Raw genomic sequence first — 24,826 nt, 5'->3', positions numbered from 1 at the left:
ATCGCTATCAATTCCCCCTAATGGGTGAGATGTCACAATTCTCAATACCCCGTCAGCTCAATATATCCCGTTCCAGAATGCGTGCCTTCTATGCGTACTGGGCCTTCCCAATAGGGCACAGAAAGCGGCATTTTCGCGTTCGGGTTGAGAGCAGAAACGGTAAGCTCAATTTGCTGGTCAGGAATCGACACTTGCCACTGGGTTGGATACTTTCGCCCTTGGATTTCTGTTTGCTTAGTCGCCTTTAACTGAATGTCTTTTTGAGAAATGGCGATGCCAGAACCATCTTGCTGCATCAGCCTTGCACTGGAGTAACTGGCTGCTCCGGTTTTGGAATCCCGCAATTGGAACACCACCAAGCTGGTGTCGTCACTCAACCTTAGGGCAAACCAGTCCCAGCCTTGTTGTGAGTCGAGTAAGAATTGCGAGCTCCACTCTCGGTCTATCCAACCTTTGCCGGATACTTGATGGTTTTTGCCGTCGATAGTGACCTCACCGGAGACATCAATAAACGGTTGGCTGTAGTAATACGAAGCCACCTGTCCATCGGCACTTTTGGTGCTGTAACCTTGCTCGCCTTGCTTTTGATACGGTGCAGTGCTGGTAAGCGTCAGCGAATAGCCAAACTGTTCGGAGCTCGCCTTCAACGTGGCAGGGAATAGGTCGTTGGTTGAAGAAGTCCACTGCCAATCATCGAGGTAAACACGAAACGGTGAAGTGTCGACGCCGGCTAGAGATACTTGATCGCGTGACCATTTTTCATCGGCGTAGTGTTTGTCCGTTGTCGTGACTGCGCTGTGCGCCATGTAGATTTGCTGAGTTTGCCACTCAGTTTTCTTCACTTCATTTTCGCCTGTTGGCGGCGCAGCAGCGAAGCGAAATTGAGTCCACTGTATTCCGAGAGGATTACCTTCTTCATCAGATAAGTTTGCAGTCAAATACCACCACTCATGGCGAAAGTTTGGGTGCGCCTGATGGTCGGTAGGAAAGGTGAGTTCAACGCCCTTCAGAACAGGTGTGAATGGGTTGCTCTCGCTTTGCGTGTCTCCACTGCCCAGCAATGCGCCCATATTTTGTGTGCTCATTTTTTTTTGTTGGGGATCTTCACATCCAAATAGGAACAGACTACTTATGAACAGAGTAAGTTTGCTTGCTAATCGAACCATCACAACACCTCGCTTTGCAAACTGGACACGACAGGCTTGCTGACTAATCGCCACAGCGGAATCAAGGTCGCAATCACTGCCACTAAGATGGTGATCGCCGCAATGCTGAGAGCATCACTCCAATTCCACAGATAATTTAGGCTCCAACCAAAAGCGCGCAAGGTGACGATGTCTGTCAGCACATAACCCACCATGGCTCCGAGGGGTAGGGCGATAACCAGAGTAAAACTGACCAAAGCGACGATCTGTCCGACCACCATGGTCATTAATTTGCGACGGCTGACGCCAAGTGCATATAGCCTTGCGATGGCGGCTTTGCGCGCGTCGAGCAACATGAAACAAGCACTGAACAAACCAATCACCGCGACCATCAACGTCACGCCGTTGAGTGCGCGTGTAATGGCGAAGGTCTGCGAGAAAATATCCAACGCGATGGATTTGATTTGCGCCTGATCGTAGAGCTGACTTGGATGCAGATTCAGTTGCTCGCGCAGTTGGTCGTATACGATTTGTGGGTCACCAGATACTTTAATGCCAAGGCTTGTCGGCAGGTCGGTAAAACCGCTTTCTCGCCACAACTTTGGAGCTAGCAATACTTCGCCATTGGGCGAGCCATAATCATGGAAAATTGCCCCAACAAGTAGAGTCTTGCTTGGAATTGCATCAAGATTGAGTTCGCTACCTAGTGATAAACCCAGTTTGACCGCAGTAGGTTCACTGATGGCGACCAATTCACCTTGGTAAAAGCGCTGCCAGAAGTTCTCCAAATGCGATTTGAACACCATGGTTTGTTCTAAAGTATGTTTGTCTTTGGTGCCGAGTAAAATGGGTAAGCCTTGCAGGTTATCGTTGACGTAGTATTGCTTGTAGACGGTTTCGACCTTGTCGAACTGTTGCAAAGCACGCTCCACATTAGCGATTTCACCCTGTGCGGGGCTAACGTAAATGTCGGCATGTAGCCTCTGTTCTAGCCACTGTTTCAACGTCGACTCGAAGCTACCAACCAAGGTATTCATTCCCATATTGGCCGTAACGGCGAGCAGCAGTGCCATCATGGCGAGAGACAGCGGAGAAATCAGCTCACGCAGCTCAGCAAACAGATACTGCATCAAACCGGAAGTGGTGCGCTTCTCACACCAATTGGCTAAGACGCTGAGTGTTTTGGGTAGATATAAAGGAATCGACACCACAAGCACGCCGAGCCACACCATAGTGAAGCGGTGATGCTCACTCAGCCACAACCCTGCGAGAGCAATAGCCGTCAACGCAGTACCAATTAGGAACAATTGATTTTCATTAGAGGTTTCCGGCGCTTGATAAAATCCGCCATGAGATGAAAGCGGCTGGCGTACTCGTTGCTTAAAGTGCTGCCAACACGCAAGTAGTGTTGCAGCTAAGGTTAACAGCAGAGCTTGCATCCACCATTGCCACTGCCAAGTCCCGGGAAGGAGGGTCGCACCATAAAGCTGCTCTAAAGTCAGTGCAACGGTGGGATGCAGCCAATGACTAAGCTGCATGCCCAATACAAAACCAACGGAAGCGCCAATGGTGACCAATATAGTCAGCTCAATGAGCAGTGCAGTAAACACGATCCTCGGTGCAATACCTGCTTGTTGGATTTGTACTAGCAACCTATTACGTTTGAGCAAGCTGTATTTCACGCCGTTGTAGGCGATAAACAATCCAACTAAAAATGCCAACAAGCTCATCGCAGTTAGGTTGAGATGGAAGCTGTCGGTCAGAGAACCAAGATCAGTGCTTTGATTATTGGTGACCCATTGCCCTTGCTCGCCGATGAGGTTCTGCCATTTAGCTTGCTTGTCCCTACCCAGTTTATCGCGAGTATGGAACACAGCAATGTAACTGAGCTGGCCTTGCTTATTGAGCAGCTGCTGGGCAAAGCCAATGTCCATCAACATTCGGCTGCCTAATTGCCATTCGTCAGGCAATACCACCATTTGAGTTGGGATGTCGTCCAGAGTCAGTGTTTCTACTTCGCCTAAGTTCTGATGTTGCGATTGGCTCATCATTACAATCGGCTTCCCAACTAAAAGCTCAGGCAGCGGTAGTGCGCTGTCGAACAAAGACACGTTTTGTTGTCTGTCTGATGAATAGCGATAGCGTGACGAAATGGCGGCAATCAACTCGCTACCTTGTACTGACCAGCGACGACCTTGTTCGTCTCTCACTCGTCCTTCGATTACAGGCAAGGTTGCACTGAGACCGTTTTGTCTGAGAGTGAAGTAGAGTGATTCGGGCAGATAGTTTTGCCCAGCTGGTGGAATAATAAGGTTCTGCGCTTGAGCACTGAGTTGCTCGGTGGATTCGGCGTAGCTGCGTTTAGCATTGAGGTTGATGGCTTGCACTGCAACGAAAAGGGTCACCGCCAGTACAATGCCAATTAGAATGGCTGCGGCCTGAAGAGGAGCTTGTCGGTAATGCGCCGCAAACAGGTTCAGTGCGAGTTTGGTGTGTGTGAGCCCTGCGTTCGAGCGTTTAACCTGCTTCATGGCGACGCTCGCGTGTATTCTGCTCTGGAACAGTGGAGGTACCGTTTTGCAAAGCACCGTTTTTTAGACGCAAGCGAGTCTGCATAAACTCAGCACATTCGGGGCTGTGAGTCACTAAGAGCACTGCAGTGTTGCCTTGGGTGGTGATTTCACTTAACAGTTTCATCACTTCTAAACCGGCTTTTTGGTCAAGGTTACCTGTGGGTTCATCAGCAAGTAGAAGTTTAGGTTTGTGAGCTAATGCTCTGGCGATGGCGACCCGTTGTTGTTGGCCGCCAGAAAGGGCAGAAACATGTCTATCGAGCAGTTGGCTGATGCCCAGAGTCTCGACCAAGTAATCGCACCAGTCATTCCATTTCTGTTGATTCAAATGCAGAGGGAAGGCGATGTTCTGCTGCACGTTGAGCGGTGTTAATAGGTTGAATTGCTGGAAGATAACACCGAGTTTTTGGTGTCGAAATCGGCTCCATTGTGGGTCTTTCCAAGCCGCTGTGTTATCACCATCTAACCACAACTCACCATCGGAAAGTGGCTCAAAGCCAGCAATAACATTGAGTAAGGTGCTTTTGCCACTGCCACTTGCCCCCGTCAAAGCTACGCTTTCACCTGTGGCTAGCGTGAAGTCGACACTTTGGAGAACGCAATGTGTTTGTTTGCCATCGATGAAGTCTTTTGAAGCGTGACGGAGTTTTATTAGCGGCCCATTCATGCCATATCCTTATGCCATTTTTAAATGCTTACGAGTTTTCATTCGTTGCGGTTTAACTTAGCGTTGATAAAGCTCATTTACCACGCAAAGTATGACTTATGACTAGCGGATCACGACGGGAATCCGCTTTCTGCCAAATGGGTGGCTGAGTGCTCCAAATCGACCCGCAAGCTGAAAACCACAGTATTCACACTGACCATCATTTGTTAGATGGCACTCTCCGAGTTGATACCAGTTCCGAGCTAAGACTTTCTGATGGCATTTGGGGCAATACGTGCTATCGCCATCTTCGTCACTTACGTTACCCACATATACGTAGTTAAGGCCGTTGCTGAGTGCGATTTGTCGGGCTCTTTGGATTGTGCTGAGCGGCGTTTTCTCTGTACTCAGCATTTTAAAATCTGGATGAAAAGCACTGAAATGAATCGGAATGTCGCTGCCTAAATTGTCATAAACCCACCGAGTCATCGCTTCTAGCTCAGCAGTGCTGTCATTCTCTCCGGGGATTAGCAAGGTGGTGATCTCAAACCATACATCGGTTTCGTGGTGTAAGTAGAGCAGCGTGTCCAATACTGGAGCGAGGTGGCCGCTACAGAGCTTATGGTAAAAACGCTCTGTAAATGCTTTTAAATCTACATTGGTGGCATCCATATGGCGGAAAAACTCAACTCTAGGCCTATCGCAAATATAGCCTGCGGTGACTGCAACACTTGATATGTCGAGTTCATGGCAAGCTTGGGCAGTGTCTACAGCGTATTCCATAAAAATGACAGGGTCGTTGTAGGTAAATGCGATGCTTTTACAGCCATGTTGCTTGGCTGCTTGAGCTATCTGCTCGGGCATGGCAGGCGCACCAAGTGTATCGATTTGTCGCGACTTACTGATATGCCAATTTTGGCAAAACTTACAACCTAGGTTGCACCCAGCGGTACCAAATGAGAGCACGGAGCTACCCGGAAAAAAGTGGTTAAGTGGTTTCTTTTCTATAGGGTCAATGCAAAACCCGCTCGAACGCCCATAGCTGGTCAGGGATATTTCACCGTTGTGAGCTTGGCGCACAAAGCATGCCCCTCGTTTCCCCTCTCTTAAGCGACATTGCCTTGGGCACAAATCACAAATGACGCGACCGTCATCTAATCGATGCCAATATAAGGTTGGATAAAATTCAGGAGGGGATGCAGGAACGGATAGCATGGTGAACTCCCAACGAAATCTGCTTCTATACTTAATGTTAAGTATGGCACTTCACCGACTTTTGTGAGCACTATAAGGGGCTCGGTATGCATGTTCGTCCTCCAGCGGTGGCGGGTCGCTTTTATCCACATTCGCCGCAACAATTAAGCTCAATGATCGAAAGTTGGGAGAGGCCGAGTGCGTGTCGTTTCCAGCCAGTGATTAGAGCTATGGTGGTGCCTCATGCTGGTTATATCTACTCTGGTGAAGTAGCAGCAGGTGTGTGCCAGTTTTTAAAGTCGCAAGCCGATAGAATTCATCGGGTGATTTTGCTTGGCCCAAGCCATCACTTCTCTTTTTTGGGCTGTGCGTTGCCCAGTGTGGATTGGTTTTCGACCCCTTTAGGTAATATCGAAGTCGACCGTGAATGGCGTGCAATATTGGCTCAGCAGCAGGATGTGGTGGTGTCTGATGATGCGCATGCCCCAGAGCACTGTCTTGAAGTACAGTTACCGTTGTTGCAAACCTACCTCGGGGCATTTCGTATCTTGCCTATATTAACCAGTCGAATTTCGCCAGCTCGTATGGCGGAGTTACTTGCTCCAGTTTGGCTCGATGAAGAAAGTTTGCTGGTTGTGAGCAGTGATTTAAGCCATTACCACTCTTACCGGCAAGCCCAGAGGCTCGATCAGCAGACGTGTGAGCAAATTGAAGCTTACCAAGCGACACTGAAACCAGATCAGGCTTGTGGTTCAACGGCGATTAACGCGCTATTGCTGTTGGCTAAAGGGAGAGGCTATCAACTCTCTAGGGCAATGTTAATCAACTCCGGTGATACCGAATACGGGGATCAACAACGCGTGGTGGGTTATGCCAGTTATATCGTCTCAGATCCTGAATGAACCAGAACTCACGCAGTTGTTCAACATTGCTTGTGATGCTATTCGTTGCCGATTCGCTGGTCAACCAGCCACGCCACCAAGCCTTGGTGAGTGCCTACCAAGATTAAGGGAAGTTGGGGCGAGTTTTGTGACCTTAAAAGTACATGGAGAGCTGCAAGGTTGCATTGGCACTATTGTCGCTCATCAGCCTCTTGCGCTCGATGTGCATGACAAAGCATTAGCGAGTGCGTTTCAAGACCCAAGATTTACCCCTCTAAGTAAAAAACAATTATCGTCACTTTCTGTGGAGGTGTCGGTGTTGTCATTACCTGAGGTATTGGTTGTTGCATCAGAGCAAGCATTGCTTGGCTATTTAGCGACACATAAGGTTGGGCTTATTTTATCGTGTCGGCAGCGTCGAGCTCTGTTTCTACCTCAAGTATGGGAGCAGTTGCCAAACCCGATTGATTTTGTTCGTCACTTAAAACACAAAGCTGGTTGGTCAGAGTCGTTTTGGGATGACGAGATGGAAGTGAAAACGTTTGTGGTGGATAGTATTGAAGGGCAGTTCAATGTGGAGAGTACACTCTCCTAAAGCAGTTTTATTGGGAACAAATAAAAAAGCCTGAGAGTATTTCTCAGGCTTTGTAATCATTGGCTAGCTTAAACGTAGTACGCTTCAACTTCGCCTTTAAGCTTGATAAGCATTGGGTTACCGAAGCGGTCTTTTGCTTTAGGAGAAGCAATTTTTACCCAACCTTCGCTAACACAGTACTCTTCAACGTCAGTGCGCTCTTGGCCCTTGAAGCGAATACCGATTTGGTGATCGAAGCACTCTTTTACAAAGAATGGGCTGCGTGGGTTGCCAGATAGGTGATCTGGTAGAGCTGGTTTAGCTGTATCTGTCATTTTGTGTGACCTTGAAGTCCGTAAAAAAAGTGCGCCATTGTAGTCAGTGCAAGGCGAGTGTTCAAGATGTCTAAGTCGTAGTTTGAGGCGATTAACATTTACCAACCCAAGATGCGGTCTTAAGCCCGATAAAATTTACTGTCGTTGAACACGTCACGATCACGCGGGTCGTTCGAGAGGAACATCCATATCTCTTTCATGCTTTGTTCAAAGAACTCTTCCTCATACACCACCATGGAGCAATGTTCACCAAGCCCAACCACGAAAGGTTCGAGTGCTTCAAAGCCGATGTTTTCAATGTCGTCAATATCGATGAAATACAGCTTCTTATCGGTTTTTTGCTCGCTTTCTGTGGGTAATTCGCCTTTACCAAGCACTGAAAAGTTAAGCTCAACGGTTAAACCCGTACGGTTTTGTTTGAGCTCGTAAACTGCTTCTGATTGTGTCACTACGCTGTAGTTCAAATCATCAAAGTAGCTCAGTGTTTCTTGCTTCATAGGGTGCATAAGTCTTCCATAAATTTTGCAGTTGAACCTGATGAGATTCGTTTACAAGCCTTTTAAGTATTGAGCGTTTGCCGTCGGGTGAACCGCAGCATTAAGTGCTTCAGTATTCTGCTGATTGTGTTCATTAAGAAAAGCCGTAAAGGTATTAATCAACTCAGGCTTGGTCATCGTGACTTTGGTTTCTGTCTGGATATCGCGCAGGTCGATTAACACGTCAGTTAACAGCTGCGGCAAATCTTGCAGCAATTGTAGGTTCAACACGTTATGTTCGCTGTAGATAGAGTTGTGACTGCCTTTTTGCTTTTGCACCACGTACGGGTTGTCTTTTAGGTTGATGATCGATGTTCGCTTGTCACAACGTTTCAAACAGCCTTTGTTAACCTTAATTTTGCGGCAACCTTCGGTTTGTTGGAACAAACACTGGCGACTGGTCAGCAGTGTGTTCGGGTGGTAAATGCTGTAGTAGCTGCGCATGCTGTGTGGTCGCTTAATGTGGCGCATCTGCTTCATGTTCAGCTCGTTGGAGATAAACGCACCGCTTGCGGCGAATTCTTCTTGCAAGCATTTGAACGAGTAGGAGTTCACGGTATTCATCTGCGGACCAGCGACCCAACCTAATCCTAGCGCTTGAGCCAAAATGCCCACGCCAGAGTTATTGGTGATCGACAATTCTGGCTTCACGGCTTCTAAGAATGCACGTGCGGCTTGGTAATCGTCACCAATCAAAATTGCAGGGAACCAAGGCTTCAACGTCGGATTTGTTTGGAACAACTCGATCATTGTATTCAGTTCACTGGCCAATCCCATTGGTAGCTGGAAGTACACGTCCACATCACTGTATTCGCATAGTGCTGCGTCTTCTACTGATGAAATCAATACAGATAGCTTAGGTGCGCTTTCGCGCAATTGTGGTTGAGGCAGTGTCGGCAAAGTCGGTACATCAATCGCACCTTTTAGGCTGCTGCCAGAGGCTTGTGTAGAGGTCACATCGAAATCTTGTGTCTTCTCTGTAACCTTCTCAATGATTGCGGTTTTGGCGTCGTAGAGCTTCTTCTTCACGCCTTGCACATCATCGGCAGATTCGCACTTGTAGATCTTCGAGAAGTGTTTTACGGCGTGATCGCGAGGGTTGTCGATGTACATCGCTTTACCGAAATCACCTTGTAAAAACGCGTTGGAGAAATCGCGGTTGAAGACGGTGTACAACTCTGTGGTGTCGTTCGACAGCTCGACGCCATCACACAGACGATCAATCTGTTTACGCCAGTTATCGACCACGGTGTACACGTAGTGGGATTTCTTAATGCGGCCTTCCACTTTCAACGAATACACGCCTGCATCAGCGAGTGCTTCTAAATCGCCAAATGCCGAGTTGTCCTTCATGTTGAGTGGGTAGCTGTTGCCTGTTTTGGTGGTTTCGTATTGCTCACGGCAAGGCTGGCTGCAACGCCCACGGTTGCCCGAAGCGCCGTTACGCGCAGAGCTGATGTAGCAAATGCCAGAGAAACCAATGCAGTAAGAGCCGTGCACAAACACTTCCATCATCACGTCATGTTCACGACCAAACTGAGCAAGATGCTTGATCTCATGAATATTCAGTTCACGAGAGAGGTTTACACGGCTTGCCGTTAACTGATTCAGGAACAGGATTTGCCCTTCGTTGTGCGTGTTGAGCTGAGTTGAAGCGTGTACGTCTAAATCTGGGAAATGGTTCTTGAGAATGTAAGCCAAACCCAGATCTTGCACGATCACGCCATCAATCGCTGTGGTGTTTAACTGGCTGAGCAAACGCACGATAGCAGGGATTTCACTCTCCAGAATTAACACGTTGAGAGTCAGGAAGATCTTACAGTTGTGCTGATGCGCAAGCTGCAACACGCCATTCAAGTTATCTAAGGTGAGGTTGGTTGCTCGGTTGCGCGCATTAAAGCGGTCTAGTCCACAGTAAATGGCATCGGCACCCGCAGCAATAGCCGCTTTGATGGAATCCAGGTCGCCACCCGGCGCTAATAACTCAAATTGATCGCGTGTCACTCTTTCACTCTTATTCAGCTAGAAATTCAGCACGTATTCTACGGGGTTCAAAAGTGTGATCTAGCGCTAGTTAACGCTTTATTAATCTGAATCAATTTATTATTACTAGATTGTCAGAAGTTGATAACAAAAAGCCCCCAATCGTGTGGGGGCTGATTTGCCGTTTCTAATCAGAAATAGTGGAACACCGGTGGTTCATGCATCAAAAAGTTCTGATGGGAGATGTTCCATGCATAAGCGCCGGCTAGGGTGAAAACCACATAATCGCCAATGTCGATCTGTTCAATATGTTGATTGCGTGCCAGTACGTCTTTTGGTGTGCATAGTTGGCCAACGAGAGTCGCTTTTTCATGGTGTATTGGCTGCGAGATAGCAGGTGGCAGTTTGTTTTCCACAATGGTAAACGGATGATCATGACTTTGTGCTGCAGGTGTGCGGAAGTGATGTGTGCCTCCCCGGGCGATGATGAATTTCTCCCCAAGGTTCTGTTTAATATCCAACACTTCCATTACGTAATAGCCACAAGGTGCAGAGATGTAACGCCCACATTCAAAGCGCAGTTTCCAGCCTTGAATTTGCTCTTTGGCGATAAGGAACTCTAACTTGTCGCAAAACTCCATCCACGGAAAATGTTGCTGAGGATTTCGGTAGTTGATTCCCATGCCACCACCAAGGTTGATCATCAATTCTCCTAGCTCAAACTTCGCTTGCCAGGCTTTGACTACTTGGAAATAGCGTTGCATCAATGCAAGGTGACGATCGACATCAAGCTGATGCGACATAAGGTGGAAGTGGAAGCCTTTTAACTTTACTTGGGGGTAGTCACGTAACAAAGTCAGGGCATTGTTCAGTTCTGTTTCATCCAATCCAAATGGGGTCGGCTTTCCGCCCATTGCCAGTTTGCTTAAGGTGATGTCACCAATATCGATGTTCATCCGGAGGAAAATTGAAGCTGGGCGCTTGAGTGTTTCCGTCAGCGAGCCAATGCGTTGTAACTCGGTTAGGCTTTCAACGTGAATCGCCTCAACATCGAGCTCAATCGCCTGTGCTAACTCACTCGGCATTTTTCCCGGTCCGCCGAAGATTAGGGGCTTGTTGAGTTGCTGCTGGTTGAGGTGGGAGAGCTCTCCGCCTGAGGCCGCTTCAAAGCCATCTACGTATGGTGCCAGTGTCTTTAAAACGGGAGCGGAGGGGTTGGCTTTTGCGGCATAAAACAGCTCAACGTTTTGTGGTAGCACATGACGCATTTGTTTGATGTGCTGCTCTAGTGCATTGAGGTCATAAAGGTATGCACACAAGGGTTCGGTTTGCTGTTTAGCTAAGAGTAGGACTTCGGACTTAATCTGTTCAGGAAGCGCAGTAGAGTTAAGCATGTTCTGCTCCTTGACGTTGAGTTATCCATGGTGCTTTCACTCGTGTGTAGCTGGATTCTTTGTCTGCTTTTTGCATTAAGCGCGTGGTGAAGTTGTTCTTACTTGGGAAGTGTCCGCCATCGAGCAGAGAGCTGAGTTCTGGTTGTTTACCATTGACCGATTGCCAACGTGTTATGGCATTAGCGACCGCGTTCCACAGCGTTTGTTCCAGTCCTTGGTTTCCCTCTGCAATGAAGAAAATGGCTTCACTGATGTTGTTGATAAAGGTGCAGTATCCGATGCGGTTCCAACCTTGCTCTCGGCTGTAGTAAACCGATTGGCGCGCTCGTTCTGATAGTTGACTCAATGTTTCTTGTGGCCAAAACTCTGGCAGTAATTTAGTGCCCTCTAAGTCTCGAATCCAGACACAGCACGGCATATCCTTTTCAAAGCCAATCAGGGTGTTTTGCAAGTGGGGCTCAAATGCTACACCATGTTTGAAGTAATAGTTAAATACGCCAGGGATGAGGCAATGAAGGTAGCGTTCGAACCATAAGATAGCGATGTCGGTGTATTGGCTTTGAGTCACTTTTGCTTTGCTTTTTAATTGCTTGGCAATACAGCTGTTGCCGTTCTTATCGTAGGCAAACAGCGCTCCAGCTAAGGTTGGTTGCAAGATGTCAGTTTCACTCAGAGTGAAGTTTTCTCGATATAAAATGCCAAACGATTCGCGAGCTTTGGTCACCTCTTGTTCTTGCTGTTTTGCGAGACTTACTAGATTGAGCGTGGTCGCGTAAGGCTCGGTCATTACCTTGAATACGGGGTTATGCAATTGTTCGCTTTCTTTGATTGGGTGCAAAATCGAGGTTAGTTGCACCGCGCTATCCAGTTCATACCAAGCATTCTTACGAACACAGTTGGTTAAACGAACGTTGATGGAGAATTTCGCGAACCAATCCATATCCGGATGGTAAAGCGTACGCACTGAGGATGTTGGCAACATATGTTCGCCGCCTAAACCAAGAGGGGTAATTTTGCCTTGTTCAATCGCCAGTTTGACCAATGGGTTTTGCAAGATGGTGTAGCTTTCCCATGGGTGACATGGGTAAAGCATGGTGGCTTTTGTACTCAGTTTTTCTGGAGCTAATTGTTCCAGCATTGCTTGTGGCGCTGCGCGGTTATCTGAACTCAAAACATCCAGTAAATCGCTGTCTACTTCAAACCAATACAAAGGCACCCTCGCTCCCACTTCGGGTGAACATGCGAGCAAATCATCCATACTTACACCTGAACGGCTTTTCGGGGTGGGGTGGAAAGTGTGTCCCCAAATTAAAGACTGTTCAGATGCGATAAAGGCATTGTGTTGTTGAGTTTGGTTGTTCGAATTTAGAAACTGCTCAGTGATCAATAAGCTGTTTTCCATCTGTTCAACTAACTCATGGTTGAAAGGGATCGCCAGCACTTGTTTAAGGTAATTGAGCAGCAGCGTTAGTGTTTGTTGACTGGTATTGAGTTTACACCAACTTGCGCCGGGCATTTTCGCCCAAGGCATATCAGCAAGCTTCACTTTACCCAACCTGCTGGCATACTCAACGGGCAGGACAAGTAAACTGTCTTGCTCGGAGAGGTGAATGGTCACAAGTTGTTGCGAGGTATAGTTTCTTTTAAGTGTTTGCGGCAGTGTGGTTGAGTTACATTGCCATTCAACTTGTTGATTAGGTATCGCGTATTCACGTAAGTAACAGTTTAAAACGCCCATAACGGTGTTGAGTTGGGCTTTCTCATGGTTGAGCTTGGCTCGATTTTTAGCCAAGTGTTCAGTCGGAGAGGATGGAGTGTGTAACATGTTGATGTCCAAATTTTGAATGGATAATCAGCGTAATGAGTGTTGCGATGCTGACTAACGCAGAAAGTAGGAAAGGAACCTCAAGCCAGCCCAAGCTAGAGATGAAAGATGCAGATAACCCTGCGGCGACACCACCCCATTTCGACATTGCATCAAAGCGTGAAAACACTTTGCCGCACTGTTGCCGGTCGAGTTGTTTGGCCAATGCTTGGTGTAAACCTTGATAGCAGCAAACCATGCCAAGGCCAAAGGTGAGGCGAGCGCTGATCAGTATCGCTTCATGGTGAATCAGGTGCATGGCGGTGCTGAGTGAAAGCAAGCCAAAGCCCAACCACAAGGTACGCTGCGGCTGGTGGCGATTGATGCACTCCGACCAAAGATGAGCTTTCCCTGCCAACAAGAGATAAACGCCATGTGGTAGTGCGTACAAAAAACCAATCCACGCTTGGTTTGTGATGCCGTATTGCTGCACATATGGCGAGAAATACGGGAAGGTCACAACCATGGCAAAAGCGAAGCTGAACTGTGCACCGAATACCCAATACAGAGTACGCAGCGATTGGTTTTTATTGCGCCGAGTTTCTTCAAAGGCTTGGTTACGTTCAGCCACTGGTTTTATCGTTTGATCAGCAGGCAGTGTCAGCGTGATGGCTAGTGCTAGCAAGGGCATAATGGATAACCAAAGATAAGCATTGAGCGGATTGGTTTCCGATAGACCCCAGCCCAAGCCAATTGGGGCAATGATCAGGGCTAAGCGAGCCGAAAGTTGAGTTTTATTGAGCGACTTGCCAAGTGTTTTAGCATCTTCAATCTGGCTAGATAAATAGCTATTAGAGGCGGCCATCGTGCCGCCAAAGGTTCCTTGAACGATAAGACCAAACACAAACATTGTCAGGTTGTTCGCCAGACCACATATAGCGAAGCCTACTGCAAGACCAAGTTGAGCACGCTGCAGTGAACGGCGTCGGCCATATTTATCTGCAAACTGTCCCCAAAATCGTGCTGCTATCGCAGTACAAAAGGTGGGCAAAATAAACAATACCCCAGCCCAATCGGTATCAATCTGCGTGCCGAGTGTTGGTAAAACCACAGGTAAGAACAAAGGCATACCGAGAGCAGCAAACGCGGCGATGAAATGGCAAAGCAAGACGCTGTAGATGAGTTTGGTCATAATGAGTTAGCTCGCGCTCTGTTTGATAGCAGCAAGATAAGCCTTTTGTGCTTCCTCGCTGGTAAGCAGCAAGAAGTTGGGTGCGGACAAGCCATAGAACTTATTAATATCGCTTGCGCCAGACGCCTCTTTTGATAGCAGACTGCCTGAACTCAATAAATATTTGGCATACAAATCTGGAGAATCGAACAGCAGTTCGTGTGCCAGTTTGGTATCGTGGCCAGATTTACGCAGAGAGCAAAGCTGCTGAGACAGGCTGTGTGCGACAATGGCATACAGAGAAGCTGAAGAGGTGATCCCACTTGTGGCCATTGCTTCCACTATTGCTGCAATATCCAATTGTAAAGTGATGGTGGTAAACATCTGCCCAAGCGCCAGTTCGTCATCTACTTTAATGCGTTGGTCCAGTAATTGATCACATTTAACCGGAGAGTGCTGCTCAAAGGAGTTAAATCGCTCAGGCCAAATTCGTGCGGCATCGTTGTCCTTCATCGCCAACATCATTTTTCCCTGTTCATTAAACGCGATGATGGCGTTTTGCTGATTAGATTCCAACGCAATTCCGTAGCGAAGCCATAAGGTGAGGTGCACTTTGCACAACAGATCAACGTAGTCTTTAAACCAAGCCAGAGTGTCCTGCTGGTAGTACTGCTCAGCAAGGTGTTCTAGGAACAATCGGCCATCTGGCATAGGACTCGCCAGTGCTGCAACTGGAACCAGCGCTTTATCTTGGCTAAGGGTAATTGGATACTCACGTACGATGTAAGCGAAGGTTTTGTCCTCACCAACATGACCGCCGTGCTTTTCATTGCAGTGGAAAAGCGTGCCGCTTAGTGTTTGATCGGTTTGCTCTAAATGAGTAAGCAGGCGTTCAAACCAGTGGCCGTCATAGAGAGTGGAAGGTTTGATTAGGCGTATATTCTTAGTGCCTAATGAGCGCATGATTAATGGAACTTTAATGTGAATATGCGGCGCTTGGTTTACGACCACCGTACGTACAGATAAGGTTGGTGTGACATCTAAGTAGGCAGTGGGTGCTGCCAACACGCCTTCAGGTAAGGAGGTCAAGCTTTGCAGCGTTAACGGATGAGCAGGGAATAACACATGGCTCTGCGCGAAGTCTGCCGGTAACCCGACTTGCTCCATCGTTGGCCAGCATTTGGGCTGTGAGCTGGTAAGGGTTACCAGTGATTTCTCAATAGCTAGCCAACGCAAGGTAAAGCTTTGCGCAAACTCTGGTGCGTATTGAGCAAGGTCTTTATCACTCAAGCCAAATTTGGCGCGAGCGGTTGGGTAGTATGGGTGATCGAGGTAAGAGGCGATCTGATCGGCGCGCAACAGTTTTTTCTCCCAACTGTCGAGCTGAGAAATAGGCTGCATCAGTGAGTCAGAATGTTGTTCGAATGCGTTATCACACAAGCCTTTGTGCTTCTCTGCGCATTCTAGCTCCTGTAAGTAGCCATCCAATAGGGAATGTGAGCTTTCATGAGCGCTTGCCTTGAGAAATTCAATCCAATTTTGGTAGTGCTGCTGTCGTTCTACAAGGTCATTTCTTTCAATTATCCAGCCATCGCATGTTGAGTCATCTTGCTTTCCGTAAATCCAGCGTTGCATGTAATAGCTCGGTTTAACCGGAAGGTAGAGAGTGAAATCTGCACCTACAAATTTCAGCCAGATTTGCTCACGTGGATAAGATGTGAGCCCCAGATTCTTTGGAAGTTTAGTGATGAATCTGCCGCGAGATAATAAGCCAAATAGGTCTTCGCGTAAGCAGGTATCGATCAGACGTTGAGTCAGGTATAAAGCGTTGTCGTTCATGCGGTTACCTCGTTGACAGGTGTGAGATTAAAGCGAGATAGGGCGCGCTGCAGTGTTGCTTCTAGCGGTTGACCGGAAGGGGATGCAATCGAAATCCTTGCCAAGTAGTCTTTGTTGGAAAAACTCTGTTGGAAGTAGTCACCTGCTTTCTTTAGCACCTGCTGTTGAGTGACGATATCACCGTCTTGATGGATGAACGACGTAGATGTGCCCTCAATGTTGCCACTGTGTGGGGCGACTAGGTAACGTACCTGAGCACTGCCATCAATGCGAAAATGATGGTCGAGTTTGCTACCAAGGTGAAGATTCAGGATGGTGGTGAACCAGCAGCCTCGGCTGAGGTTGTCGAGTAAGAACTCTCGTCCGTCACCAATGCTTCGGTAGTTAATTTCGACTAATACCGGACCAGATTCCGTCACGATAAATTCGCTGTGACAAACACCAAAACCAACACCGAACGCTTTCAGCTGACGTAAACACTCGTCGCGGTAATGGAGGCTGTTTGCACCATTCCAACTGGCAGCAGTTTCAATAAAGTACGGAGGAGGAGAAAGTTCAACATCGAACCCGCCAACTGGAATCAGTTCTTCTCCGTCACCAAGGGTTTCAACAGTGATGAGTGGGCCTTGCAAAAACGCCTCCACCAAAATAGGGGCCGCTGGGTGTTTTTGCCAAAATGTATCGCAATAACTATCTAGCTCCGCTTGTGAATCGCAGCGCTGTACATCCAAACTTGCCACTCCTTCTTTGGGTTTTGCCACCACAGGGAAGGTAAAATCAAACTCGGAAACCATATCGCGATGAAGCAACACATTTTGAATGTTGGGTAACGATTTTTCGTTAAGCATCTGACGGGTTAAATGTTTGTTTTTGGCTTTAAGCGTGACTGTCCAGTCTTTTGCCGCAACACCAAAAAACTGAGCACAGATTGCCGTCGAGGTTTGTAGGTGATCACTGTTACTGAAAACAGCATCGGGTTTAAGGCCTTGCTCCGTTATGGTCTCGATAAGCTCAAGAGGGTTGAATACATCACATTCCAGAATGCTATCTGGATTGAAAAGGTCATCGTCACTGGCCAGTTTTAGGTGGTTGAGCTTATGGTCAGTGATCAATACGACGTGGAGACCCATCGCTTTTGCTGCAGGTACGAAGCCGTTAGTAACTGCATCATTGACGACATGACTCACGATGATCATCGTAGATTTCATGGGGCTTTCCTAATTTTCTAACGTTGTTTGCTGTCTGCTCACAGCCGGCTTCCAATCAGTCTCTTTTGAGATTTTGGGACAGAAGCACTAGTTATAATTTTGTTTGTATTAATTATTTTTTATTACCCTGATCACATAGGGCAAACAAATATAGATCATTAAATTTATATTGCAAAGCTAAATGATATTTGTTTTCATTCGCAACCGTTGGCAGTTTTATAAACAAAAACGGAATTAGAAAATGAACATGAGATTGACCTTGTCCCCTCTCGCATTAGCGATTGGAGGAGCATTGACCGCAGCAGCAGTGGCTTCGAATGTGCAGGCGGAAGAAGGTGTTGTGGCAGATGAAACACAACAAGTGATCGGTCATCAATACGAAGGCTACGCAGAACACATGCCGCAATCGGGCACTAAAACTGACGTGGAGTGGTTAGATGTGCCGCAAGCCGTTTCGGTGGTTACTAAGACGGAAATGCAAGATCGCGGTGCAGTTCGTTTGGTAGATGCTTTGGATGGTGTTGCTGGTGTGAACAACACGTTAGGCGAAGGTAGCCGAGACCAGTTTGTTATCCGCGGATTTGATGCGCTTAATGATATGTACCGTGATGGTATGCGTGATGATGGCACACTGCAATCATATCGTAGCCTAGCAAATATCGAACGTGTCGAAGTGGTGAAAGGCCCAGCTGGCGCGTTGTATGGTCGAGGATCTGCTGGTGGTGTCATCAACTTGGTGACGAAACGAGCAAATGGTGACAAGTTCACTAGTGTTAATGGTAGTGTTGGCAGTAATAGCCAATTTGTTGGGCAGATCGATAGCTCAATGGCCTTTAGCGACAAGGTCAATGCACGAATCAACTTAGAATATCGACAAGCGGATTCTTACGTTGACCATGTTGATTCGAATGATTTCTTCATCGCTCCGACTATCCGAGTTTTACCTGCGCAGGGGCATACGGTTGATTTTGATGTCGAGTACGCACACCAAGAGCTTGTCCCTTACCGTGGGGTACCATCGAAAAATGGTAAGCCAGTAGATGTTTCCGAAAGCACCTTCTTTGGTGGCACCAATGACTACCAAAAGTCTGACAGCATTCGCATTGCGGTTAATTATGAATGGCGTTTGAATGATGAATGGGCATGGACTAACCGTGCGTCTTACAACCATATTGAACTTAAGCAAAAGGGTACGCGACAGGGAACCGTAACTGATAACGAAGTTTCTCAAACTGTGAATAACTTTGGTTATGACCCTCGCACCACGACAACGCTACAGTCAGAATTGGTTTGGGAGACAGAATCAAACCAATTGATGATCGGTGCCGACTTTAACCAGATCAATATCGATCTCACCTTGGCGAGCAACAAAACATTGCCACCCCAAAATATCTATGACCCTATCGTAGGGCCAACGCCAGATCCAGGTTTCAAGCCTTTCCGAGACAACACAACAACCACGACAGGCATTTACATTCAGGATGTATACACCTTTGGTGACTTGTCAGTGATCGGTAATGTACGTTACGACTCGATGGATCTTGAGCAGCAAAAAGCGGGCGCTACAAAAGAAGATTTGGATGACAACAAGGTTAGCTACCGTGCTGGTCTGGTCTACCGTATTAACTACGACATGTCGGTCTATGCAAGCTTAGCTCGCTCATGGCAATTGCCTTACTCGGGCATTTACATCAATCCTAAACTGGCGGAATTTTTCCATACTGATCTGAAAGAAGTCGGCGCAAAAGCTTACTTGTTGGACAACGCTTTAATGCTGAATGCGGCGATCTTCCAAATTGACCAAGAGCAACCACAAACCAACGTTGATGGTGATGTGATCGATAAGATTGAAGCTCGTCACCAAGGTATTGAGTTGGAAGCTCGCGGTCAGATCAATGAGCAATGGGATATCTCGGTAGGGTATAGCTACCTTGATGCTGAAGATAAAGATACGGGTAAAAAACCAAATGATGTATCTGACCACTTGTTCTCACTTTGGAGTACTTATCAGCTCGACGGTAACTGGCGTTTGGGTGGTGGTGTGAAATACGTTGGGGACCGTTATGCGGGCAATGACGAAGCTGTCGCTTTGGGTGATTACACCACGGTTGATTTGATGGCTGCGTACACAACTGGTCGTCATAAAATTCAAGCCAACGCTTACAACATTTTTGACGAGAAATACATCCTTGGTGCGACCAATGGCAAATCTGGCTTAAATCAGATTGGTTACGGTGCTCCTGCAGAATTTATGCTCACTTATGGATACCAGTTCTAAGGCCTCATTGGTTTTTTGACGACTCAATCGTCGACGTTTCCCCTCATTTCGAGGTTATTTAGCCCATCGGGTCAAAACAAGATTATTACTTTGACCCGCACCTATCTCAAAGGAGATTCCCATGCTTTACCAGAATTTGGATGGTAAACCTCAAGCGCAGTTGCGTCTTAGCGTCCTTGCAACGGCCATTGCATCTATCACATCCATGAGTGCATTTGCCGCTTCAGAGCCTCAAACAAAAATCATGGAAACCGTTGTTGTAACAGGGAGTGTTATTGGTAATTCAGAGTTGGAAGATGTGAAAGAATACCCAGGTGCCCGCACTGTTCTGACTAGCAAACAAATCGAAAAGACAGCTGCGCATTCCATTGATGCCGCACTGCAGAGCGTGCCTGGGATCAAAGTACAAGATGAAACTGGTACGGGTGTACTGCCAAATATCTCTGTTCGTGGCTTAAAAGCGAGCCGTAGTGGCCATGCTCAATTCTTGATGGATGGCGTGCCACTGACTCTTGCTCCCTATGGTCACACTGGGCAATCTATCTTCCCTGCAACGTTATCTATGTTGGATCGAATCGATATTGTTCGCGGTGGTGCCGCAGTGCAATATGGCCCGAACAACGTAGGTGGTGTAATTAACTTGGTGACAAAACCGATTCCAAACACTTGGCAAACTGAAATCAGTAACCGCCTGACAGTGTTTGAAGCAGGTGACACTCCGCTCAACGATTTCTATCTACGAACGGGAGGTTGGCTGACGGACACTTTCGCTATTCAACTCGAAGGTAACTTTTTAAAAGGCGAGAGCTTCCGAGAGCATTCTGATACTGACGTAAAGAACTTCCAAGCCAAGGCGCAATGGCTACTAAGCGATACGCAAGAGCTACAAGCCTTCATTCAACGTTACGATGCGGATACGCAAATGCCGGGCGCGTTGTCTCCGGAAGACTATAAGAAAGACCGCACTCAATCGAAACGTCCGTACGATGAGTATCAAGGAAAATCAACGCGTTGGAGCGTGAAGTATCTGCACGATCTCAATATTGCTGATAGTGCAGAGTTAGAGGTGCTGACATTTGGACACAATTCTGAGCGTTTCTTCCAATGGGGCTTTAACAGTGCTGGTGGGCATTGGGCCGACCCATCTCTGCCATCAACCGATATTCGTACCTCTCCGCGTGAGTTCCGAGTTTATGGGGTTGAGCCAAAGTTGGCGATGTACTTCGAAGGCAAATCTGTTACGCAAAACTGGATTGTGGGTGCTCGTTACGTCAATGAAGACATCGACTACAAGCTGACTCAAACTCCAATTGAAGGCGGAGAAACCAAAGTACCGCGCGATTGGCATTTAGAGACGGATGCATTTGCGGGCTACATCAGCAATGAAATAGGTCTGTTTAATGATGCGTTAAAAGTTACGCCAGGTGTCCGTTATGAATCTGTCGACATGACGTTTGATGATTTAGGCAAATCTCAGAGCGCAGACAACAAGGTAACGGAATGGCTTCCTGGCTTAACGGTGGCTTACCACTTGAAGGAGCAGTGGGTAGGGTATGCCAATGCTCAGAAATCACTGCGTGCTCCGCAAATTGCTTACATTCGTGGTCTTGGTGAAGAAGGCAGTGAACTTGCATGGAACTATGAGTTGGGAGTGCGCTACAATCAAGAGACTACTAGCTTTAATGCCGCACTTTACCGCATTGATTTTAAAGACCAACTGCAATGGCAAAGTGCAACTCAAACCTTCGATAATATCGGTAAAACCCTTCACCAAGGTATCGAACTTTCTGGCCGTTATGTTCCGAAAGCGCTACAAGCTCTGAGTTTAGGTGCGAGTTACAACTACTTGGATGCAACCCTAGAAGAAAACGGTCCAAACAAGGGTAACCAGCTGGCTTACACCTCTAAGCATCAGCTTAGCTGGGATGCGACCTACACCTTTACTGGCATTGATACAACCTTGTCAGGCTACTACTTCAGCGATGCATACGCAGACAATGCGAACACCAGTGATGAAGATGTAACGGGTGCTAAGGGCAAAGTGCCCGCTTATATGGTTTGGAACTTCAATCTTGGTACCGATTTGTACAAGGATGACAAAGGCAAGTTGCGTCTGAATGTTGCGGTGAACAACCTGTTTGATGAGGACTATTACTTCCGTGGCATTGATACCAGCCCAGTTGGCCGTTATCCAGCGCCGGGCCGTTCTTACACATTGGACCTAAATTACCAGTTTTAAGACATCGAACTTTGAAGATTAATTGCCTTAAATCTTTGGGCATAAAAGTCGCCAATTGACGTTGGCGACTTTGACGATCTTGGCGTTGGAGAAAATAAATATGATAAATGTAACTCGACTCCCGTCTTCACAGCGGTGGGCAATGGCCCTTGCTTTGTCGCTACTGAACTTGTTCTCTTTCTCAAGTATAGCAATGACACGAGTCGTAGAGGATGAGCAGGGGCAGTTTGAGATAGCTACTACGCCGCAACGAGTAGTGGTTTTGGAGTTTTCTTTTGTGGATGCGCTCGCGGCTGTGGGTGTTTCACCTATTGGGGTGGCAGATGATAACGACGCTTCTCGCGTGATCCCCGCAGTACGCGATTTAGTTGAACCATGGCAATCGGTCGGAATGCGCTCGCAGCCAAGCTTAGAAGCGATTGCTATACTCAAGCCGGATTTGATTATTGCAGATGCCGAGCGGCATCGCACCATCTATCAAGATTTGCAGCAAATTGCACCAACATTATTGCTTAAAAGCCGAGGTGAGACGTATCACGAGAATTTGGAATCCGCTCGTAAGGTGGGCGTCGCTCTTAATAAACAAGCAGAGATGGAGCTTCGCCTGCAATTGCATCGTCAAAGTATGGCTGCGTACAAGCAGCAGCTCTCTCTGAAACAAACCATCCAATTTGCAGTGGTCTCGGACAAAGGTATGTGGCTGCACAGCCCTGTATCTTATGCCGGAGGGGTGCTAACGGCATTAGGCATAGCCAGTCCAATCACTCAACCAAGTGAGCAAGCCTATCTTCCGACCAGTTTTGAATTACTGCTTAAAACCAATCCTGATTGGTTGCTTATTGGAGCGTATTCGCACCCTAACGTGGTGGATGATTGGCAGAGCAACCCGTTATTCAAGCTACTCACGTCAGCGAAAAAGCAACGTATTATAGAGGTGTCCCCTGAGTTGTGGTCACTCAATCGAGGCATGCTCGCTGCGGAGCAGATGGCGATAAATCTAGAACGGATTGTGGACGCGCCATGAGTGATATAACGATGCCTAGCGGCCGCTCTCGTCTATCTGTGTTTCCATGGCAAGCGGTTCTATTTATGCTGGTGCTACTGGGCTTGGTGTTCTCCGGTTATCTCGTGTCCATGCTGGGGTGGTCGAATTTTTCGCTCACTCTGCATGATTTAACAGAAGTTTGGTTGGCCTTTGATGAGAGTAATATGTCCCATCAAATCCTCGCCACATTAAGAGCGCCAAGAGCTTACGTCAGCTTGATGGTTGGAGCGTGCCTTGCCGTTTCTGGATTGTTGATGCAAGGTTTAACGCGTAACCCTTTGGCTTCACCATCGATTCTTGGCATCAATGCAGGTGCGGCCTGTTTTATGGCCTTAGCTGCTATTGGTGTACCGGTGTTGAGCGGGATTCCTCCCATCCTCAATTCAGTTTTTGGCGCCTTACTTAGTGGCTTGGTCGTTATGTTACTCGGTGGTTTTTTCTCAGCTCGTTCTCATCCATTGCGCTTGGTTTTAGCGGGAATCGCTGTTAGTGCGCTACTTATTGGCCTTACCCGAGCAGCACTGATCCTCGCTGACGATATGGCTTACAGCGTGCTGCATTGGCTTACGGGCTCACTCTCTAGTGCCGACTCAAAACAGTGGCAGCAACTCTGGCCGCCAGCTTTGTTGGGTTTGCTGTTGGCCATGAGTTTGGCGCGCAACCTCAACCTGTTAGCGTTGGGAGAAGATGTGGCGATTGGGCTTGGAAGTAATATTAAGCTTACACGTTTGTTGAGCGGAATGACCATTGTTTTGCTTGCTGGTGCCAGCGTGGCGGTCGCAGGGCCAATCGGTTTTGTCGGTTTGCTTATTCCTCATTTAGTCAGGCCTATAGTCGGCCATAACTATCACCTATTGATCCCCATTTGTGCCTTGGCTGGTGCGGCACTAGTTATGTGGTCTGATGCACTATCTCGAGCAATTGCGTTCCCGACAGAAACTCCAGTTGGTGTTATTACGGCCTTGCTTGGTACGCCTTGTTTTATTCTGATCGCGATGAGGAGAGCATAATGTTTGATCATATGAAGCTTTTGCTTTTGACAGGGTTTCTCATCACTGTGGCTATTGCAGGTTTGTTGGTTGGTGCCGCTTCTCTCTCTGTTTCTCAGGTGATGGAGCAACTCATAGCGTTTTCGAGTGATGATTTTGTGATTAACCAATATCGTCTACCACGTATGTTGCTCGCTATTGGAGTCGGGGCGGGGTTAGGGCTTTCTGGCATGCTGGTGCAAGGCGTCATTCGCAATCCACTCGCCTCACCGGATCTCATGGGGATCAGTGCCGGAGCAGGGCTTGCAGCAACGGCAAGTCTGGTTTGGTTCCCGAATGCACCTGTTAGCTGGCTGCCGTTAGTTGCAATGATGGGCGGGTTGTTTGCAGCTGGTTTGATCGCAGTTTTGGCATGGCGATCAAAGCCAACTCCAGCAAGGTTGGCGTTAATTGGTATTGCTGTCAGTGCCTTTCTGGCGAGTGGCATCGACTTTTTATTGATTACTCACCCTCTTGAAATTAATACCGCAATGGTCTGGCTAACGGGCAGCTTATGGGGACGAAACTGGCAGCAAGTGCCATTTATATGGAGCGCGTTAATCTTACTATTACCCTTGGCATTTTTGTTGGCTTGGCGGCTGGATGTCATGGGGCTAGGTGAGGAGAGTGCGACCACGCTTGGTATTCAGCCGAAGCAAGTTCAAGTAATGGCTCTGGTTGCGGCGGTCTTGCTAGCAAGCATGAGTGTTTCTGTTGCGGGCACCATAAGTTTTGTTGGACTATTGGCTCCTCATTTGGCTCGCTTGTTGTTCGGTCATAACCATAAGTTACTCATCCCTGCTTCTGCGCTTTTAGGAGCGTCACTAGTGACTTGCGCTGATGGATTAGCCAGAGGGTTGCAACCTCCGATTGAGCTACCAGCAGGCGTACTTACCTCTGTAATTGGCGCACCGTATTTCATTTTTCTTCTTTATCGTTATCGAGGTTGGTAA

Annotated in this window: 19 protein-coding genes; 7 read left to right on the top strand and 12 right to left on the bottom strand. The window is 47.6% G+C overall.

What is annotated here, in order from left to right:
* Positions 1 to 41: 41 nt before the first annotated feature.
* The 4 genes from J4N37_RS20300 to amrS all read right to left on the bottom strand — a co-directional run bounded on the left by J4N37_RS20300 (position 42) and on the right by amrS (position 5,579).
* Positions 42 to 1,166 (bottom strand): lipocalin-like domain-containing protein, encoded by a 1,125-nt coding sequence (locus tag J4N37_RS20300; protein ID WP_252043243.1) that lies wholly within the window; start codon positions 1,164 to 1,166, stop codon positions 42 to 44.
* The gene (locus J4N37_RS20295) at positions 1,166 to 3,676 is read right to left on the bottom strand and encodes an ABC transporter permease (protein WP_252043241.1); all 2,511 of its coding nucleotides are present in this window, start codon (positions 3,674 to 3,676) and stop codon (positions 1,166 to 1,168) included. The genes J4N37_RS20300 and J4N37_RS20295 overlap by 1 nt, the downstream gene beginning before the upstream one ends.
* A complete protein-coding gene (locus J4N37_RS20290; protein ID WP_038887846.1) occupies positions 3,663 to 4,385 on the bottom strand; it encodes an ABC transporter ATP-binding protein in 723 nt (240 codons plus the stop codon). Before J4N37_RS20290 ends, J4N37_RS20295 begins: the two co-directional genes overlap by 14 nt.
* A 102-nt stretch (positions 4,386 to 4,487) precedes the next feature.
* Complete coding sequence (amrS, locus tag J4N37_RS20285) at positions 4,488 to 5,579, bottom strand: AmmeMemoRadiSam system radical SAM enzyme (protein ID WP_252043240.1); 1,092 nt, start codon at positions 5,577 to 5,579, stop codon at positions 4,488 to 4,490.
* Between the two features lie 86 nt (positions 5,580 to 5,665).
* Between amrS and amrB the strand changes: the two genes are divergently transcribed.
* Complete coding sequence (gene amrB / locus J4N37_RS20280; protein WP_252043238.1) at positions 5,666 to 6,460, top strand: AmmeMemoRadiSam system protein B; 795 nt, start codon at positions 5,666 to 5,668, stop codon at positions 6,458 to 6,460.
* On the top strand, positions 6,429 to 7,034 hold the full coding sequence (amrA, locus tag J4N37_RS20275; protein ID WP_088879573.1) for an AmmeMemoRadiSam system protein A: 606 nt from the start codon (positions 6,429 to 6,431) through the stop codon (positions 7,032 to 7,034). The genes amrB and amrA overlap by 32 nt, the downstream gene beginning before the upstream one ends.
* Positions 7,035 to 7,102: 68 nt before the next feature.
* Here the strand turns inward: amrA and J4N37_RS20270 are convergent, their stop codons facing one another.
* The 8 genes from J4N37_RS20270 to J4N37_RS20235 all read right to left on the bottom strand — a co-directional run bounded on the left by J4N37_RS20270 (position 7,103) and on the right by J4N37_RS20235 (position 17,283).
* Positions 7,103 to 7,348: a DUF3297 family protein gene (locus J4N37_RS20270; protein ID WP_010453814.1), complete on the bottom strand. Its 246-nt coding sequence runs from the start codon at positions 7,346 to 7,348 to the stop codon at positions 7,103 to 7,105.
* A 119-nt stretch (positions 7,349 to 7,467) separates the two neighbouring features.
* Complete coding sequence (locus J4N37_RS20265; protein WP_088879572.1) at positions 7,468 to 7,854, bottom strand: hypothetical protein; 387 nt, start codon at positions 7,852 to 7,854, stop codon at positions 7,468 to 7,470.
* Positions 7,855 to 7,896: 42 nt separating this feature from the next.
* A complete protein-coding gene (locus J4N37_RS20260; RefSeq protein ID WP_252043237.1) occupies positions 7,897 to 9,888 on the bottom strand; it encodes a peptidase U32 family protein in 1,992 nt (663 codons plus the stop codon).
* 170 nt (positions 9,889 to 10,058) lie between these two features.
* Positions 10,059 to 11,261: a type III PLP-dependent enzyme gene (locus tag J4N37_RS20255; RefSeq protein WP_252043236.1), complete on the bottom strand. Its 1,203-nt coding sequence runs from the start codon at positions 11,259 to 11,261 to the stop codon at positions 10,059 to 10,061.
* Positions 11,254 to 13,086: an IucA/IucC family protein gene (locus tag J4N37_RS20250; RefSeq protein WP_252043235.1), complete on the bottom strand. Its 1,833-nt coding sequence runs from the start codon at positions 13,084 to 13,086 to the stop codon at positions 11,254 to 11,256. Before J4N37_RS20250 ends, J4N37_RS20255 begins: the two co-directional genes overlap by 8 nt.
* Positions 13,058 to 14,257: an MFS transporter gene (locus J4N37_RS20245; RefSeq protein WP_252043233.1), complete on the bottom strand. Its 1,200-nt coding sequence runs from the start codon at positions 14,255 to 14,257 to the stop codon at positions 13,058 to 13,060. The genes J4N37_RS20250 and J4N37_RS20245 overlap by 29 nt, the downstream gene beginning before the upstream one ends.
* Before the next feature lie 6 nt (positions 14,258 to 14,263).
* The gene (locus tag J4N37_RS20240) at positions 14,264 to 16,075 is read right to left on the bottom strand and encodes an IucA/IucC family protein (protein WP_252043232.1); all 1,812 of its coding nucleotides are present in this window, start codon (positions 16,073 to 16,075) and stop codon (positions 14,264 to 14,266) included.
* On the bottom strand, positions 16,072 to 17,283 hold the full coding sequence (locus J4N37_RS20235) for an ATP-grasp domain-containing protein (RefSeq protein ID WP_252043231.1): 1,212 nt from the start codon (positions 17,281 to 17,283) through the stop codon (positions 16,072 to 16,074). The genes J4N37_RS20240 and J4N37_RS20235 overlap by 4 nt, the downstream gene beginning before the upstream one ends.
* Before the next feature lie 241 nt (positions 17,284 to 17,524).
* Here J4N37_RS20235 and J4N37_RS20230 point away from each other — a divergent pair, with 241 nt between their 5' ends.
* The 5 genes from J4N37_RS20230 (at position 17,525) to J4N37_RS20210 (ending at position 24,826) form a co-directional block, all read left to right on the top strand.
* Entirely contained in the window at positions 17,525 to 19,561 is a 2,037-nt protein-coding gene (locus J4N37_RS20230) for a TonB-dependent receptor (RefSeq protein WP_252043230.1), read from the top strand.
* A 121-nt stretch (positions 19,562 to 19,682) separates the two neighbouring features.
* Positions 19,683 to 21,800 carry a TonB-dependent receptor family protein gene (locus J4N37_RS20225; protein WP_252043229.1) on the top strand — a complete coding sequence of 706 codons (2,118 nt, stop codon included), beginning with the start codon at positions 19,683 to 19,685 and terminating at the stop codon, positions 21,798 to 21,800.
* A 100-nt stretch (positions 21,801 to 21,900) separates the two neighbouring features.
* The gene (locus J4N37_RS20220) at positions 21,901 to 22,824 is read left to right on the top strand and encodes a Fe(3+) dicitrate ABC transporter substrate-binding protein (RefSeq protein WP_252043227.1); all 924 of its coding nucleotides are present in this window, start codon (positions 21,901 to 21,903) and stop codon (positions 22,822 to 22,824) included.
* Positions 22,825 to 22,889: 65 nt separating this feature from the next.
* Positions 22,890 to 23,855, top strand: coding sequence for a FecCD family ABC transporter permease (locus tag J4N37_RS20215; RefSeq protein ID WP_231572017.1), 966 nt, complete (start codon positions 22,890 to 22,892; stop codon positions 23,853 to 23,855).
* The gene (locus tag J4N37_RS20210) at positions 23,855 to 24,826 is read left to right on the top strand and encodes a FecCD family ABC transporter permease (protein ID WP_045390594.1); all 972 of its coding nucleotides are present in this window, start codon (positions 23,855 to 23,857) and stop codon (positions 24,824 to 24,826) included. The genes J4N37_RS20215 and J4N37_RS20210 overlap by 1 nt, the downstream gene beginning before the upstream one ends.

The sequence above is a fragment of the Vibrio sp. SCSIO 43153 genome (assembly GCF_023716625.1).
GTDB lineage: Bacteria > Pseudomonadota > Gammaproteobacteria > Enterobacterales > Vibrionaceae > Vibrio > Vibrio rotiferianus.
This window is presented reverse-complemented; position numbering and strand designations above follow the sequence as displayed.

Excerpts from the sequence above, each read along its gene's own strand:
- J4N37_RS20270 (WP_010453814.1), bottom strand. The coding sequence starts at position 7,348 with ATGACAGATACAGCTAAACCAGCTCTACCAGATCACCTATCTGGCAAC.
- amrB (WP_252043238.1), top strand. The coding sequence starts at position 5,666 with ATGCATGTTCGTCCTCCAGCGGTGGCGGGTCGCTTTTATCCACATTCG.
- J4N37_RS20255 (WP_252043236.1), bottom strand. The coding sequence starts at position 11,261 with ATGCTTAACTCTACTGCGCTTCCTGAACAGATTAAGTCCGAAGTCCTA.
- J4N37_RS20235 (WP_252043231.1), bottom strand. The coding sequence starts at position 17,283 with ATGAAATCTACGATGATCATCGTGAGTCATGTCGTCAATGATGCAGTT.
- J4N37_RS20215 (WP_231572017.1), top strand. The coding sequence starts at position 22,890 with ATGCTGGTGCTACTGGGCTTGGTGTTCTCCGGTTATCTCGTGTCCATG.
- J4N37_RS20250 (WP_252043235.1), bottom strand. The coding sequence starts at position 13,086 with ATGTTACACACTCCATCCTCTCCGACTGAACACTTGGCTAAAAATCGA.
- amrA (WP_088879573.1), top strand. The coding sequence starts at position 6,429 with ATGCCAGTTATATCGTCTCAGATCCTGAATGAACCAGAACTCACGCAG.
- amrS (WP_252043240.1), bottom strand. The coding sequence starts at position 5,579 with ATGCTATCCGTTCCTGCATCCCCTCCTGAATTTTATCCAACCTTATAT.
- J4N37_RS20230 (WP_252043230.1), top strand. The coding sequence starts at position 17,525 with ATGAACATGAGATTGACCTTGTCCCCTCTCGCATTAGCGATTGGAGGA.
- J4N37_RS20245 (WP_252043233.1), bottom strand. The coding sequence starts at position 14,257 with ATGACCAAACTCATCTACAGCGTCTTGCTTTGCCATTTCATCGCCGCG.
- J4N37_RS20300 (WP_252043243.1), bottom strand. The coding sequence starts at position 1,166 with ATGGTTCGATTAGCAAGCAAACTTACTCTGTTCATAAGTAGTCTGTTC.
- J4N37_RS20240 (WP_252043232.1), bottom strand. The coding sequence starts at position 16,075 with ATGAACGACAACGCTTTATACCTGACTCAACGTCTGATCGATACCTGC.
- J4N37_RS20220 (WP_252043227.1), top strand. The coding sequence starts at position 21,901 with ATGATAAATGTAACTCGACTCCCGTCTTCACAGCGGTGGGCAATGGCC.
- J4N37_RS20210 (WP_045390594.1), top strand. The coding sequence starts at position 23,855 with ATGTTTGATCATATGAAGCTTTTGCTTTTGACAGGGTTTCTCATCACT.
- J4N37_RS20225 (WP_252043229.1), top strand. The coding sequence starts at position 19,683 with ATGCTTTACCAGAATTTGGATGGTAAACCTCAAGCGCAGTTGCGTCTT.
- J4N37_RS20295 (WP_252043241.1), bottom strand. The coding sequence starts at position 3,676 with ATGAAGCAGGTTAAACGCTCGAACGCAGGGCTCACACACACCAAACTC.
- J4N37_RS20290 (WP_038887846.1), bottom strand. The coding sequence starts at position 4,385 with ATGAATGGGCCGCTAATAAAACTCCGTCACGCTTCAAAAGACTTCATC.
- J4N37_RS20265 (WP_088879572.1), bottom strand. The coding sequence starts at position 7,854 with ATGCACCCTATGAAGCAAGAAACACTGAGCTACTTTGATGATTTGAAC.